The organism is Agromyces mediolanus, assembly GCF_014648575.1.
Lineage (GTDB): Bacteria > Actinomycetota > Actinomycetes > Actinomycetales > Microbacteriaceae > Agromyces > Agromyces mediolanus.
In genome coordinates this window covers 113,195-127,111 of record NZ_BMRJ01000005.1, presented here as the reverse complement: position 1 = coordinate 127,111, position 13,917 = coordinate 113,195, and the positions used below count along the sequence as shown (strand labels likewise).

14 protein-coding genes are annotated in these 13,917 nt (G+C 72.0%); 13 read left to right on the top strand and 1 reads right to left on the bottom strand.

Annotated features, from left to right (window positions below; all coding sequences use genetic code 11):
- Positions 1-73: 73 nt before the first annotated feature.
- Positions 74-481, bottom strand: a complete 408-nt coding sequence (locus tag IEY71_RS16555) for a DUF4870 domain-containing protein (protein WP_189086481.1) — start codon at positions 479-481, stop codon at positions 74-76.
- Between the two features lie 180 nt (positions 482-661).
- On the opposite strand from IEY71_RS16555, the gene hrcA reads away from it, so the two are divergent.
- The 13 genes from hrcA to leuA form a co-directional block, all read left to right on the top strand.
- On the top strand, positions 662-1,684 hold the full coding sequence (gene hrcA / locus IEY71_RS16550) for a heat-inducible transcriptional repressor HrcA (protein ID WP_189086480.1): 1,023 nt from the start codon (positions 662-664) through the stop codon (positions 1,682-1,684).
- A gap of 57 nt (positions 1,685-1,741) precedes the next feature.
- The gene (gene dnaJ, locus IEY71_RS16545) at positions 1,742-2,842 is read left to right on the top strand and encodes a molecular chaperone DnaJ (protein ID WP_189086479.1); all 1,101 of its coding nucleotides are present in this window, start codon (positions 1,742-1,744) and stop codon (positions 2,840-2,842) included.
- A gap of 1 nt (position 2,843) precedes the next feature.
- Positions 2,844-3,578 (top strand): 16S rRNA (uracil(1498)-N(3))-methyltransferase, encoded by a 735-nt coding sequence (locus IEY71_RS16540; protein ID WP_189086478.1) that lies wholly within the window; start codon positions 2,844-2,846, stop codon positions 3,576-3,578.
- Between the two features lie 24 nt (positions 3,579-3,602).
- Positions 3,603-3,962 carry a histidine triad nucleotide-binding protein gene (locus tag IEY71_RS16535; RefSeq protein ID WP_189086477.1) on the top strand — a complete coding sequence of 120 codons (360 nt, stop codon included), beginning with the start codon at positions 3,603-3,605 and terminating at the stop codon, positions 3,960-3,962.
- A gap of 4 nt (positions 3,963-3,966) precedes the next feature.
- Complete coding sequence (locus tag IEY71_RS16530; RefSeq protein WP_189086476.1) at positions 3,967-5,061, top strand: PhoH family protein; 1,095 nt, start codon at positions 3,967-3,969, stop codon at positions 5,059-5,061.
- 7 nt (positions 5,062-5,068) lie between these two features.
- A complete protein-coding gene (ybeY, locus tag IEY71_RS16525; protein WP_189086475.1) occupies positions 5,069-5,530 on the top strand; it encodes an rRNA maturation RNase YbeY in 462 nt (153 codons plus the stop codon).
- 2 nt (positions 5,531-5,532) lie between these two features.
- Positions 5,533-6,846, top strand: coding sequence for a hemolysin family protein (locus IEY71_RS16520; RefSeq protein WP_189086474.1), 1,314 nt, complete (start codon positions 5,533-5,535; stop codon positions 6,844-6,846).
- The gene (gene era / locus IEY71_RS16515; RefSeq protein ID WP_189086473.1) at positions 6,839-7,732 is read left to right on the top strand and encodes a GTPase Era; all 894 of its coding nucleotides are present in this window, start codon (positions 6,839-6,841) and stop codon (positions 7,730-7,732) included. The genes IEY71_RS16520 and era overlap by 8 nt, the downstream gene beginning before the upstream one ends.
- Before the next feature lie 112 nt (positions 7,733-7,844).
- On the top strand, positions 7,845-9,038 hold the full coding sequence (locus IEY71_RS16510; protein ID WP_189086472.1) for a sensor histidine kinase: 1,194 nt from the start codon (positions 7,845-7,847) through the stop codon (positions 9,036-9,038).
- Complete coding sequence (locus IEY71_RS16505; protein ID WP_189086471.1) at positions 9,035-9,694, top strand: response regulator; 660 nt, start codon at positions 9,035-9,037, stop codon at positions 9,692-9,694. Before IEY71_RS16510 ends, IEY71_RS16505 begins: the two co-directional genes overlap by 4 nt.
- 100 nt (positions 9,695-9,794) lie before the next feature.
- Positions 9,795-10,556 (top strand): ABC transporter ATP-binding protein, encoded by a 762-nt coding sequence (locus IEY71_RS16500; RefSeq protein WP_189086470.1) that lies wholly within the window; start codon positions 9,795-9,797, stop codon positions 10,554-10,556.
- Positions 10,556-11,953: an ABC transporter permease gene (locus IEY71_RS16495; protein WP_189086469.1), complete on the top strand. Its 1,398-nt coding sequence runs from the start codon at positions 10,556-10,558 to the stop codon at positions 11,951-11,953. Before IEY71_RS16500 ends, IEY71_RS16495 begins: the two co-directional genes overlap by 1 nt.
- Before the next feature lie 220 nt (positions 11,954-12,173).
- On the top strand, positions 12,174-13,917 hold a 1,744-nt coding region (gene leuA / locus IEY71_RS16490; protein WP_189086468.1), incomplete at its 3' end, for a 2-isopropylmalate synthase.

Below are 13,917 nucleotides of genomic sequence, written 5' to 3'. Positions count from 1 at the left end.
AACGGCGCGCCGGACGGAAGGCCCCGTCCGGCGCGCCGCCGGTGCTGCTGCGGCCTGGAGCGGCCGTGTTCGACTACTTGATGAGTCGGAGCGCGAAGGGGTAGCGGTAGTGCTGGCCGTCCTTCACGCGCAGGAACGCGATGATCGAGAAGACGATGGAGATCACCCAGACGGCGAGCGAGATGAGGCCGCCGATGAGGATGATCGAGAGCACGGCGCCGATCACGTAGCCGATGAGCATCGTGATCTGGAAGTTCAGCGCCTCCTTCGCCTCGACGTTGGTGAACTGGCCGCGGTCCTTGAAGACGAGCCAGATGATGAGCGAGGGCAGGAATCCGAGGATGCCGCCCAGGTGGGCGAAGGAGGCCCACTGGATGTCCTGGTCCTGCGGGAGCGGCCCGGCGCTGGCGGCCGGCTGCGGGGGGACGGGCTGCTGGGGCGGCACGTTCGGGTCGGGCGTCGGTGCGTTGGGGTCGGTCATGGCGATGCCTTTCGGGGCTGGGATCGGCCGCGGCTCGTGCTGACCCGTTCGGGGGACGGCTCGCGGACTCGGGATCACCGTAGCGCCGCCGGTGGGGCGTCGCAACGCCCGCGGCGCAGGATGTCGCGATAGGATTGGCACTCGAAGAAGACGAGTGCCAACGGACGGGAGGTGGGGCAGATGGTCTCCGATCGAGGGCTCGCCGTGCTCCGCGCGATCGTGCAGGACTACGTGGCCTCCCGCGAGCCGGTCGGCTCGAAGACGATCGTCGAGCGCCACGCCTTCGGGGTCTCCGCCGCGACGATCCGCAACGACATGGCCCTCCTCGAGGAGGAAGAGCTCATCGCGGCCCCGCACACCTCGTCCGGGCGCATCCCGACCGACAAGGGCTACCGGGTCTTCGTCGACCAGCTGAGCGAGCTGCGGCCGCTGAGCCAGGCGCAGCGGCACGCCATCGAGACCTTCCTCGGCGAGTCGAGCGACCTCGACGAGCTGCTGGCGCGCACCGTGCGCCTGATCGCGCAGCTCACCAATCAGCTCGCCGTGGTGCAGTACCCGAGCTTCGCGAGCTCGCGGGTGCGTCACGTCGAACTCGTGGCGCTCGCACCCGACCGGGTGCTCTGCATCCTCATCACCGACTCCGGACAGGTCGAGCAGCGGGTCGCCGAGCTCGGCTCGCCGGTCGACGAGGAGACCCTCGCCGCGCTCCGGGCGCGCTTCAACGCGCTGGCCGCCGGGCGCACCCTCGCCGAGGCCGCGCAGGCGCTGTCGGGCGAGGTGCCCGCCGTCGACCCCCGCCACGCGCAGGTGCCGCACACCCTCGCGACCACCCTGGCCGAGCAGGCCCGGGTGCAGCGCGGCGATCGCCTCGTGGTGGCGGGAGCGGCGAACCTCGTGCGCACCGAGCAGGACTTCCCGGGCTCCATCCTCGGCGTCATCGAGGCCATCGAGGAGCAGGTCGTGCTGCTGAAGCTCTTCGGCGAGATGGCCTCCGACCAGCACGGCGTCGCCGTCAGCATCGGCCGCGAGAACGCGCCGTTCGGCCTCGCCGAGACCTCGGTCGTCGCGAGCTCGTTCGCGGTCGCCGGCCGCGACGTGTCGCGGCTCGGCGTCGTCGGCCCGACGCGCATGGACTACACCACGAGCATGGCGGCGGTCCGCGCGGTCGCGCGCTACCTCTCCCGCACGCTCGGCGAGCACTGACCCGCCGCCGTCATCGACCAGCCGGCCTCCGGCACCCATCGAAAGGAACCGCCCTCCGTGGCAGACCACTACGAGGTCCTCGGCGTCTCCCGCGACGCCACCCCTGACGAGATCAAGAAGGCGTACCGCCGGCTCGCCCGCGAGCTGCACCCCGACGTGAACCCGGGCGCCGAGGCGTCCGAGCGCTTCAAGGAGGTCACGCACGCCTACGACGTGCTGTCCGACCCGAAGCAGCGCCAGCAGTACGACCTCGGCGGGCAGGGCGGGTTCGGCGGCCAAGCCGGCTTCGGCGGCTTCGGCGACATCTTCGAGACCTTCTTCGGCGGCGGCCAGCAGAGCCGGGGCCCCCGCTCGCGGCGCGAACGCGGGCAGGACGCGCTGATCCGCGTCGAGCTCGGCCTCGAGGAGGTCATCTTCGGCACGCACCGCGAGCTCGAGGTCGACACGGCCGTGGTCTGCGAGACGTGCCACGGCAGCTGCTGCGCCCCCGGCACCTCGCCCGTCACGTGCGACATCTGCCACGGCACGGGCCAGATCCAGCGCACCGTGCGCTCGCTGCTCGGCAACGTCGTGACGGCGAGCCCCTGCGGCTCCTGCCGCGGCTACGGCACGATCATCGCCACGCCCTGCGTCACCTGCCAGGGGCAGGGGCGCGTCCGCGCGCGTCGCACCGTGCCGGTCGACATCCCCGCCGGCGTCGACACGGGCCTCCGGCTGCAGATGCCGGGCTCCGGCGAGGCCGGCCCCGCGGGCGGCCCGAACGGCGACCTCTACCTCGAGATGAAGGTGAAGACGCACGAGGTCTTCAGTCGCGACGGCGACGACCTGCTCTGCACGCTCGAGGTCGCGATGACCGACGCCGTGCTCGGCACGAGCACCACGGTGCACGCCCTCGACGGCGACGTCGAGCTCGAGCTGAAGCCGGGCCTGCAGTCGGGCGAGGTGCTGACCGTGAAGGACCGCGGCGTCACCCGCCTTCGCGGCAACGGACGCGGCGACCTCCGGATCGGCGTGCACGTGATCACCCCGACCAAGCTCTCCGGCAAGGAGCGGGAGCTGATCGAGAAGCTCGCCGCCTCGCGCAAGCAGAAGGCGCCGGAGCTCTCGCACTTCCAGCAGGGGCTCTTCGCGAAGCTCCGCGACCGGTTCCTCGGCTGAGATGGCGAGCCTCTACCTCGACGAGGGCGCGGAGCTGGCGGCGGTCGCCGCCGGCGACGTCGTGCGGCTCGGCGGTCCGGAGGCGCGCCACGCCGTCCAGGTCGCCCGCGTGCGCCTCGGGGAGCGGATCTCGATCGGCGACGGGCGCGGCACGGTCGTGACCGGTCCGGTGCTCGAGAGCGGTCAGGGCGAGCTCGCGATCGAGGTCGCCGAGCTCGTGCGCGAGCAGCCGGCGACGCCCGCGCTGGTGCTCGTGCAGGCCCTCGCGAAGGGCGACCGCGACGAGCTCGCCGTCCAGGCGGCCACCGAGCTCGGCGTCGACCGCATCGTGCCCTGGGCCGCGGCGCGCTCCGTCTCCCGCTGGGAGGGCGCGAAGGCCGAGAAGGGGCGGCAGCGCTGGGCGACGATCGCCCGCGAGGCGAGCAAGCAGTCGATCCGCGCCTGGGTGCCCGAGGTCGCGGCGGCGACGCCGACCGCCCGGCTGCCGGAACTGCTCGCCGGCACCCGACTGCTCGTGCTCGAGCCGACGGCGGAGCGCGGCCTCGCGCAGCTCGAGCTCGACGAGCGGCCGCTCGCGCTGCTCGTGGGGCCCGAGGGCGGCGTCGCCACCGAGGAGCTCGCCCGGCTGACCGCGGCCGGCGCCGAGCCCGTCCGGCTCGGCCCGACGGTGCTGCGCACCTCGACCGCCGGCCCCGCCGCGATCGCGCTGCTCAGCGCCCGGCTCGGGCGGTGGTGAGGCATCCGTCGCTACGATGGACCCATGACCGCCCAGGCCGCCGACCCCACCGTCTTCGAGCGCATCGCCGCGCGTGAGATCCCCGCGACGATCGTCGCCGAGACCGAACGGGTCATCGCGTTCCGGGACATCGCGCCGCAGGCGCCCGTCCACGTCGTCGTCACCCCGAAGCAGGGGCGCTACCGCGACGTCGTCGAGCTCGCCGCCGGCGACCCCGGGCTCCTCGCGGAGCTCGTCGAGGTCGCGCGCGGCGTCGCCGACGAGCTGGCCGACGGCCAGTTCCGACTGATCTTCAACACCGGCGCGGGCGCGGGCCAGACCGTGTTCCACGTGCACGCGCACGTCCTCGCCGGGGGCCTCGAGGAGCGTACGCTTGCCGGCTGAGCCGATGAATGACCAGGGCGCCGACGAGCGCCCCCGCACCGACGAAGAACTGCTGCACATCGACGGCATCGAGATGGTGCGCCTGCTCGGTCCGCAGGACCGGCTGCTCGCACAGATCCAGCGCGAATACCCGGGCGTCACCGTGCACGTCCGCGGCAACCAGATCTCCCTCCGCGGCGAGGAGGCGGAGCGGCTCCGCGCCCGCCGCCTCATCGAGGAGCTGCTGGCGCTCGTCAGGCAGAACCAGGACCCCACGACGACCGAGGTGACGAGCTCGGCCCGCATCCTCGAGCAAGACCCGGGGGCGCGGCCCTCCGAGCTGCTCGGGCAGGTGATCGTGTCGAGCCGGGGCAAGCAGATCCGGCCGAAGACGGAGGGCCAGCGCGCCTACGTCGACGCGATCGACGAGCACACCATCGTGTTCGGCATCGGGCCGGCGGGCACCGGCAAGACCTACCTCGCCATGGCGAAGGCCGTGCAGGCGCTGCAGCGCAAGGAGGTCAGCCGCATCATCCTCACCCGGCCGGCCGTCGAGGCGGGCGAGCGGCTCGGCTTCCTGCCGGGCACCCTCACCGACAAGATCGACCCCTACCTGCGGCCGCTCTACGACGCGCTCAACGAGATGATGGACCCCGAGCTCGTACCGAAGCTGCTCGCCTCCGGCACGGTCGAGGTCGCCCCGCTCGCCTACATGCGCGGGCGCACGCTGAACGACTCCTTCGTCGTGCTCGACGAGGCGCAGAACACGACGCCCGAGCAGATGAAGATGTTCCTCACCCGACTCGGCTTCGGCTCGAAGATGGTCGTCACGGGCGACATCACCCAGATCGACCTGCCGGGCGGGGCGTCCGGGCTGCGCATCGTCACGCGCATCCTCGACGGCATCGACGACATCGCGTTCGCCCGACTGACGAGCGACGACGTCGTTCGTCACACGCTCGTCGGCCGCATCGTCGACGCGTACACCGAGTTCGACCAGCGCCAGCAGGCGCAGCGCTACGAGCGGGCCGAGGCCCGCGAGTTCGCGAACCGCGCCGAACGCCGCGGACGCGGCGCGAGCGGCGGCCCCAGAGACCACCTGCCGAGAAAGGCGAAGTGACCGAGGCATGAGCATCGAGATCAACAACGAGTCGGCGATCGAGGTCGACGAGGCCGCGATCCAGCGGCTCGCCGTCTACGCGCTCGACGCGATGCACGTGCACCTGGACGCCGAGCTCGCGATCGTGCTCGTCGACGAGGGCGCCATGGAGCAGCTGCACGTGCAGTGGATGGACGAGCCGGGCCCCACCGACGTGCTGAGCTTCCCGATGGACGAGCTGCGCCCGGGCACCGAGGACCACCCGACCCCGCCCGGGCTCCTCGGCGACATCGTGCTCTGCCCGCAGGTCGCCGAGGCCCAGGCGAAGACCGCCGGGCACACGCTGACCGACGAGCTGCTGCTGCTCACCGCGCACGGCATCCTGCACCTGCTCGGCTTCGACCACGCCGAGCCCGCCGAGGAGAAGGAGATGTTCGGCATCCAGCGCGACATCCTCGTCGGCTTCGCCATGCAGGAGCGACGTCGCTGACGATGGAACCCTGGTACTTCCTCGTCGCCGCCTTCGTGCTCGTGGCCTTCGGCGGCCTGATGGCCGCCGTCGACTCCGCGATCGCCTCGAGCTCCCGCGCCGACATCGCCGAGCTCGCCGAGGGCGCGCGGGCGAAACGCTCGCTCACCGCCATCGCCGAGGACACCGGCGCGCACGTCAACGCGGTGAACTTCATGCGCATCCTCGCCGAGACCACGGCGGCGGTGCTCGTCACCCTCGCCTTCGCGAGCTTCCTCGACAACCCGTGGCTCGTGCTGCTCTGGTCGGCGCTCATCATGACCGCGGTCTCCTTCGTGCTCGTCGGGGCGAGCCCGCGCAGCGTCGGGCGCGTGCACGCCCCGGTCGTGCTGCGGCTCACCGCACCGCTGGTGCACTTCCTGCGGGTGCTGCTCGGCCCCCTCGCGGGCGCCCTCGTGCAGCTCGGCAACCGGGTCACGCCGGGCCGCATCCGCTTCGCGGGCGTCTCGAGCGAGGAGCAGCTGCTCAGCATGGTCGACGAGGCGACCGAGCTCGACGTGCTGGAAGAGGGCGACCGCGAGCTCATCCACTCGATCTTCGAGTTCAACGACACCGTCGTCCGCGAGGTCATGGTGCCGCGCACCGACATGATCACGATCGACGCGACGGCGCACCTGCAGCAGGCGATGAGCGTCTTCCTGAGCGCCGGCTACTCCCGGATCCCCGTGATCGGGCTCGACTCCGACGACGTCACCGGCATCCTCTACCTGCGCGACCTCGCCAAGCTCGGCTTCGAGCGACCGCTCGACGCCGAGAGCCTCACCGTCGGCCAGCTCGCCCGGCCGGCCGAGTTCGTGCCGGACTCGATGAAGGCCGACGCCCTGCTCCGGCAGATGCAGACGACGTCGAACCACCTCGCCATGGTCGTCGACGAGTACGGCGGCATCGCCGGGCTCGCCACCATGGAGGACCTGATCGAGGAGCTCGTCGGCGACATCTCCGACGAGTACGACCGCGAGACGCCCGAGGTCGAGGCGCTCGGCGACGGCCGCTACCGCGTGAGCGCCCGGCTCGCGATCGACGAGCTCGGGGAGCTGTTCGGCCTCGAGCTCGACGACGACGACGTCGACACCGTCGGCGGACTCCTCGCGAAGGCGCTCGGCCGGCTCCCGCAGCGCGGCGACCGCGCCTCGACGAGCGGCCTCGAGCTCGAAGCCGAGCGCACCGAGGGCCGCCGACGGCGCATCTCGACCGTGCTGGTCTCGGCCGACGCGGCCCTCATCGACGCGACGGCCGCCTTCCTCGGCGACGCAGAACAGGAGCCCCACCGTGACTGAGTACCGCGCAGGATTCGTCTCCTTCGTCGGCCGGCCGAACGTCGGCAAGTCGACGCTCACGAACGCGCTCGTCGGCGAGAAGGTCGCCATCACGAGCTCGAAGCCGCAGACGACGCGGCGGGCCATCCGCGGCATCGTGCACCGGCCGCACGGTCAGCTCATCCTCGTGGACACGCCCGGCCTGCACCGTCCGCGCACGCTCCTCGGCGAGCGCTTGAACGCCCTCGTGCAGACGACCCTCGGCGACGTCGACGTGATCGCCTTCTGCGTGCCGGCGAACGAGCCGATCGGTCCCGGCGACCGCTTCATCAACGAGCAGCTCGAGCAGTACCCGCGCGCGAAGAAGGTCGCGATCGTCACGAAGACCGACGCCGCCTCGAAGGCGAAGGTCGCCGAGCAGCTGCTCGCCGTCTCCGGGCTGCGCGAGTGGGACGCGATCGTGCCGGTCTCGGCGCCGCGCGGCGAGCAGCTCGAGGTGCTCGTCGACGAGCTGCTGACGCTCATGCCGACGTCGAGCCATCCGCTCTACCCCGAGGAGACGACGACCGACGAGGACGTGACCGAGCGCATCGCCGAGTTCGTGCGCGAAGCCGCGCTCGAGGGCGTCTCCGACGAGCTGCCGCACTCGATCGCGGTGACCGTCGACGACCTCATCGAGCGGGAGGACAAGGACCTCGTCGAGATCTACGCGAACGTCGTCGTCGAACGCGACAGCCAGAAGGGCATCATCATCGGCAAGGGCGGCGCCCGGCTGAAGGAGGTCGGCGCGGCGGCCCGCGCCGAGATCGAGCGGCTGCTCGGGCGCAAGGTCTATCTCGCCCTGCACGTGAAAGTCGCGAAGGATTGGCAGCGCGATCCGAAGCAGCTCGGCCGGCTCGGCTTCTGAGACCGCGGCCGCGTCCCGGCCCGCGGCGGGCGGATGCCTCGGCGGTCCGCCTGCAGGATGATTCCGAGCGGATCGGCGTGAACGCCGGGGGAGCTGGGCGTACGGTGGTTCGATGCGCACGACTCTGAGCCGCGGTCGCCTGACGACCGACATCGTGCTCGCCGGCGTCTTTGCGCTCGTCTCGCTGCCGCTCGCGCTGCTCGGCAATTTCTTCGACCTGCTCGCTCTCGCCGGCTTCGCGGGGGCGCTCGCGGTGCGCCGGCTCTCGCCGGGCTGGTCGCTCGGCATCGCCTGGCTCGCCGCGCTCGTGCAGATGGGCACGCTCCGGGAGCTGCAGCTCTACGACGTCGCGGTGCTCGGCGTGCTCTACACGACCGCCGCGCACGGCGAGCCCATCGTGAAGTGGCTCGGACTCGTCTCCGCGGGCGTCGGCTCGGTCGTCGCGACGCTGTACCTCGGGCTGCTGAAGCCCGCGCTCGGGCAGAGCGAGTTCCTGTTCGCGCCGGACAACGCGGTCGCGCTGACGCTCTGGCTCGGGGTGACCTTCATCGCCGCGATCTCCGTGCTCGTGCTGAGCTGGACCGCCGGACTGCTGGTCCGGGCGGTCCGCGACTCGCGGGAGATCGGCCGCCGCGAGGAGGTCGCGCTCCGCGAGCGCGAGCTCGCCGAGTACCGCTACGTGGTGGAGCAGGAGCGCAACCGCATCGCCCGCGACATGCACGACGTGGTGGCGCACTCGCTCGCGGTCGTGATCGCGCAGGCCGACGGCGCGCGCTTCGCGGCGCGGACCCGACCGGAGACCGCGGTGGAGGCGCTCGGCACCATCGCCGGCGTGGCCCGCGGGGCGCTCGGCGACGTGCGGATGCTCCTCGCCGAACTGCGCCACGCCGAGACCGACACCCCGCAGCCCGTGCTCGACGACCTCGAGGAGCTGCTCGCCCAGCTGCGCGGCGCCGGACTCGAGGTCGAGCTCGTCGAACGCGGCCCCCGGGTCGAGCTCGGCACCGGCCACCAGATCGCCGTCTACCGCATCGTGCAGGAGGCGCTCACGAACGCGCTCAGGCACGGCGACGCGGATCGGCCCGTCGACGTCGTGCTCGCCTGGGACCAGGCCGGCGTCGTCGCCACCATCACGAACCACGTCCGGCCGGGCGCGGAGCCCGTCGGCGCCCGCGGCGCCAGGCACGGCATCCCGGGCATGCGCGAACGCGCGCAGCTGACCGGCGGTCAGCTCACGATCGAGACCGACGAGGGGTGGTTCCGGGTGATCGCCCGGATCCCGGCCCAGCAGGGGAGCACCAGATGACCGAGATCCGCGTCTGCCTCGTGGACGACCAGGCCCTGTTCCGCGCGGGCATCCGCATGCTCATCGAGTCGCAGCCGGACCTCTCCTTCGCGGGCGAGGCCGCCGACGGGGCGGCCGGCGCCGCGCTGGCGAACCGCTCGCGGCCCGACGTGATCCTCATGGACGTGCGGATGCCGGTGCTCGACGGCATCGCCGCGACCGAGCGCATCCTCGCCGAGGCGGACCGGGGCGGCTACCCCGCGCCGCGCGTGCTCGTGCTCACCACCTTCGACCTCGACGAGAACGCCGCGCGCGCGATCCGCGCCGGCGCCAGCGGCTTCGTGCTGAAGGACGCCGACCCCGAGTTCCTCCTCGCCGCCATCCGCACGGTGCACCAGGGCAACGCCGTGATCGCGGCGAACGCGACGAGGAACCTCATCGCGCACGCCGGCCGGGGGAGCGAGCGCAGCCCCGCGCCGCCCGCGTGGGCCGAGCTCACGCCGCGGGAACGGGAGATCTTCGCCCTCGCGGCCAAGGGGCTCTCGAACTCCGAGATCGCCGCGAGCGAGTACCTGAGCGAGGCGACGGTGAAGACGCACGTGAGCCGCATCCTCGCGAAGCTCGGGCTGCGCGACCGGGTGCAGCTCGTCGTCTTCGCGTACGAGCACGAGCTCTGAGCGTCATCCCGGGGCGTGCCGGCGGTCATCCTGCAGGATGACGGCGGACCATCCGCCGGCCGGATGCCCGGGCCGGGCCCCGGTCCGTAGCGTCGAAGACATGCAGATCCAACCCTCAGACCTCGGCCTCATCGCCCGCGTCGCCGCCCTGGGCAAGCGCTACGGCAGCGGCGCCGGCCAGGTCACCGCGCTCGACGACGTCTCCCTCGGGCTGCGCCGCGGCGAGTTCACCGCGATCATGGGCCCCTCGGGCTCCGGCAAGTCGACGCTCATGCACATCATGGCCGGCCTCGATACCCCGAGCTCGGGTCAGGTGTGGCTCGGCGATACCGAGATCACCTCGCTGCCGGACAGCGCCCTGACCGTGCTGCGCCGGCGCCGCGTCGGCTTCATCTTCCAGTCCTTCAACCTCGTGCCGACGCTCGACGTGCGCGGCAACGTGCTGCTGCCGTTCGAGCTCGACGGACGCAAGCCCAGCCTCGACGAGCGGATGTGGATCGAGGAGCTCTACGAGGTGCTCGGCCTGAAGAGCCGCCTGGGCCACCGGCCGCACGAGCTCTCCGGCGGCCAGCAGCAGCGCGTCGCGATCGCCCGTGCGCTCGCCACCCGGCCCGATCTGGTCTTCGCGGACGAGCCGACCGGCAACCTCGACTCCCGCACGGGGCGCGAGGTGCTGGGGCTGCTCGCCGGGGCGAGCGCCGGCTACGGGCAGTCGATCGCGATGGTGACCCACGACCCGATCGCCGCGAGCCACGCCGACCGGATCCTCTACCTCGCCGACGGCCGGATCGTGCGCGACGCGGGCCGCTCGACGCCGGAGGAGATCGCCTCGTTCATGCTCTCGATGGAAACCGCGGCCTGATGCGCGCCCGGCTGAAGGACCAGATCCCCACGCTCCTCGTCGCGTTGCTCGCGGGCACCTTCGGCGTCCTGCTGCTGCACGTCACGGGCATGCTCGCCGTCGCGATCGCCGCCGACTCCGTCACGGGGGAGAGCGACACCGTCGCGCTCATGCTGCCGGTCGTGGCCTGGGTGTTCATCGTCATCGCGATCTACGTCAGCGCCGTCGTCACCTCGAACACGGTCGCCACGGTCGTCGCGGGACGCACCCGCCTCATCGCGCTGCTCCGGCTCATCGGCTCCTCGGCCCGCGCCGAGCGCGGCCGGATCGCCCGCGAGGGCCTCGCGGTCGGCTTCGCCGGAGCCGCGGCGGGCGTCCTGCTCGGCACGCTCGCCGCATTCGGGCTCGAGCGGGTCGCCGTCGCGACCGGGGTGATGCCCGCCGTCGACTACCAGTACCTGAACGTCTCGGTGCTGCTGCCCGCGATCGCGGTCGTGCTGACGACGTGGCTCGCCTCGTGGGTGGGCTCGCGACGCGTGCTGCGGGTGCGCCCGATCGAGGCGATCGGCCAGTCGGTCGAGTCCGGCCGCGAGGAGCTCGTCCGACGGCGCGGCCGTAACATCGCCGCCGTCGTGCTCGTCGTGCTCGGCACCGCCCTGCTCGCCGCGGGCATCGTCGTGGGCCTCGTCCGACCCGAGGGCGTGCTGATCGGGCTCCTCGGCGGCATCCTCTCCTTCTCCGGCGTCGTGCTCGCCGCGCACGTCGTCATGCCGCCCGTGCTCCGCCTCGTCGGCCGGCTGTTCGGCCGCTCGCCGGCGGCCCGCATCGCCGCGGAGAACGCGGTGCGCAATCCGGAGCGCGCCTCCCGGATGACCATCGGCCTCGTGATCGGCGTCACCCTCGTCACCACCTTCTCGGTGACGATGGAGTCGTACCGCGCGATGATCCACGCGGCGATCGAGGCGCAGCCCGAGGTGTTCGCGGGCGTCGAGGGCATGCTCAACGTGACCATCGCGATCTTCGCCGTGCTCATCGGCTTCAGCGCGCTCATCGCCGCGATCGGCATGGTGAACACGCTCTCGCTCAGCGTGCTGCAGCGCACCCGCGAGCTCGGCCTGCTGCGGGCGCTCGGCTTCGAGGCGCGGCAGCTGCGCGGCATGATCGTCGCCGAGGCCGCGGCGCTCACGGTCGCCGCGACCCTCACCGGGCTCGTGCTCGGCTTCGTCTACGGCTGGGCGGGCGCGCAGGCGCTGCTCGGCGGGGCGCAGGGGCAGCCGGTGTTCATCTTCCCCGGCATCCCGTGGGCGATGATCGGCATCCTGGTCGTGGCCGCCGGCCTGCTCACGGCGGTCGCCTCGATCGCGCCGGCCCGGCGCGCGATGCGCGTCTCGCCGGTCGTCGCGCTCGCCACCGACTGAGTTCGGCCACCAGACCGGGCGCCAGGGGGGTGCCCGCCGGGCGGGACCGGGGCTCCGTGGGGGATGCTCCGGTTCCGCCCTTCTCCGTCGCGGTGCTACCCTGGTTCCGTGCTTCACGGCCTGCTTCTCCTTAGCTGCCGCAGCGAGTCCTCGTTCTAGGCCTCCCTCGCTGCGGAGTTCGTCGTCGGCTGCCACCGGACTGAAGCGAGAAGAGAGCACCATGCAGAACACCCAGAAGCCGTCCCCGATGCCCGTGCACCGGTACCGCCCGTACCACGAGCAGCTCCGCGTCGAGCTGCCCGACCGCACCTGGCCCGACCGGCGCATCACCGAGGCCCCGCGCTGGTGCGCGGTCGACCTCCGCGACGGCAACCAGGCCCTCATCGACCCGATGAGCCCCGAGCGCAAGCGCATCATGTTCGAGCTGCTCGTGAAGATGGGCTACAAGGAGATCGAGGTCGGCTTCCCGAGCGCGAGCCAGACCGACTTCGACTTCGTCCGCCAGCTCATCGACGACGGCGCCATCCCCGACGACGTCACCATCCAGGTGCTGACGCAGGCCCGCGACCACCTCATCGAGCGCACCTACGAGGCCATCGCCGGGGCCAAGCAGGCCATCGTGCACCTCTACAACTCGACGAGCGTGCTGCAGCGCGAGGTCGTGTTCCGCACCGACCGCCAGGGCATCATCGACATCGCGCTGCACGGCGCGCGCAAGTGCCGCGAGATGGAGTCGACCATCCCCGGCACGGCCGTCTACTACGAGTACTCGCCCGAGAGCTACACCGGCACCGAGCTCGAGTTCGCGGTCGACGTCTGCAACCAGGTGCTCGAGGTCTTCGAGCCGACGCCCGAGCGCAAGGTCATCATCAACCTGCCCGCGACCGTCGAGATGGCGTCGCCGAACGTGTACGCCGATTCGATCGAGTGGATGAGCCGGCACCTCGCGCACCGCGAGAACGTGATCCTCTCGCTGCACCCGCACAACGACCGCGGCACGGCGATCGCGGCCGCGGAGCTCGGCTACCTGGCCGGCGCCGACCGCATCGAGGGCTGCCTCTTCGGCAACGGCGAGCGCACCGGCAACGTCGACCTCGTCGCGCTGGGCATCAACCTGTTCACCCAGGGCATCGACCCGCAGATCGACTTCAGCGACCTCGACGAGATCAAGCGCACCGCCGAGTACTGCAACCAGCTGCCGGTGCACGAGCGCAGCCCCTGGGCGGGCGACCTCGTCTACACCGCGTTCAGCGGCTCGCACCAGGACGCCATCAAGAAGGGCTTCGAGGCGATGGAGGCGAAGGCCGAGGCGGCCGGCGTCAGCGTCGACGAGCTCGAGTGGGCGGTGCCCTATCTGCCGGTCGACCCGAAGGATCTGGGGCGCAGCTACGAGGCGGTCATCCGCGTGAACTCGCAGTCGGGCAAGGGCGGCGTCGCCTACCTGCTGAAGAGCGACCACGCGCTCGAGCTGCCGCGCCGGCTGCAGATCGAGTTCTCGGGCGTCGTGCAGGCGAAGACCGACGCCGAGGGCGGCGAGGTCACGAGCGACGAGATCTGGCGCATCTTCACCGACGAGTACCTGCCGGCGCCGGAGTCGCGCCCCGACGAGAAGTGGGGCCGCTTCGAGCTGCTCAGCCTCCGCACGGAGAGCGATCTCGACGGCATCGTGAACGTGCGGGTGGGCCTTCGCGACGGCGCCGAGCGCGTCGACGCCGACGCCAGCGGCAACGGGCCGATCTCGGCGTTCCTCGCGGTGCTCGGCGCCGAGGGCGTGCAGGTGAAGCTCCGCGACTACGTCGAGCACACGCTCGCGGCGAGCGGCGACGCCGTGGCGGCCGCGTACGTCGAGCTCGAGGTCGAGGGCCGGGTGCTCTGGGGCGTCGGCATCGACGCGGACATCTCGACCGCCTCGCTGAAGGCCGTGGTGTCCTCCGTGAACCGAGCCCTCCGCGGCGTCGCGGTCG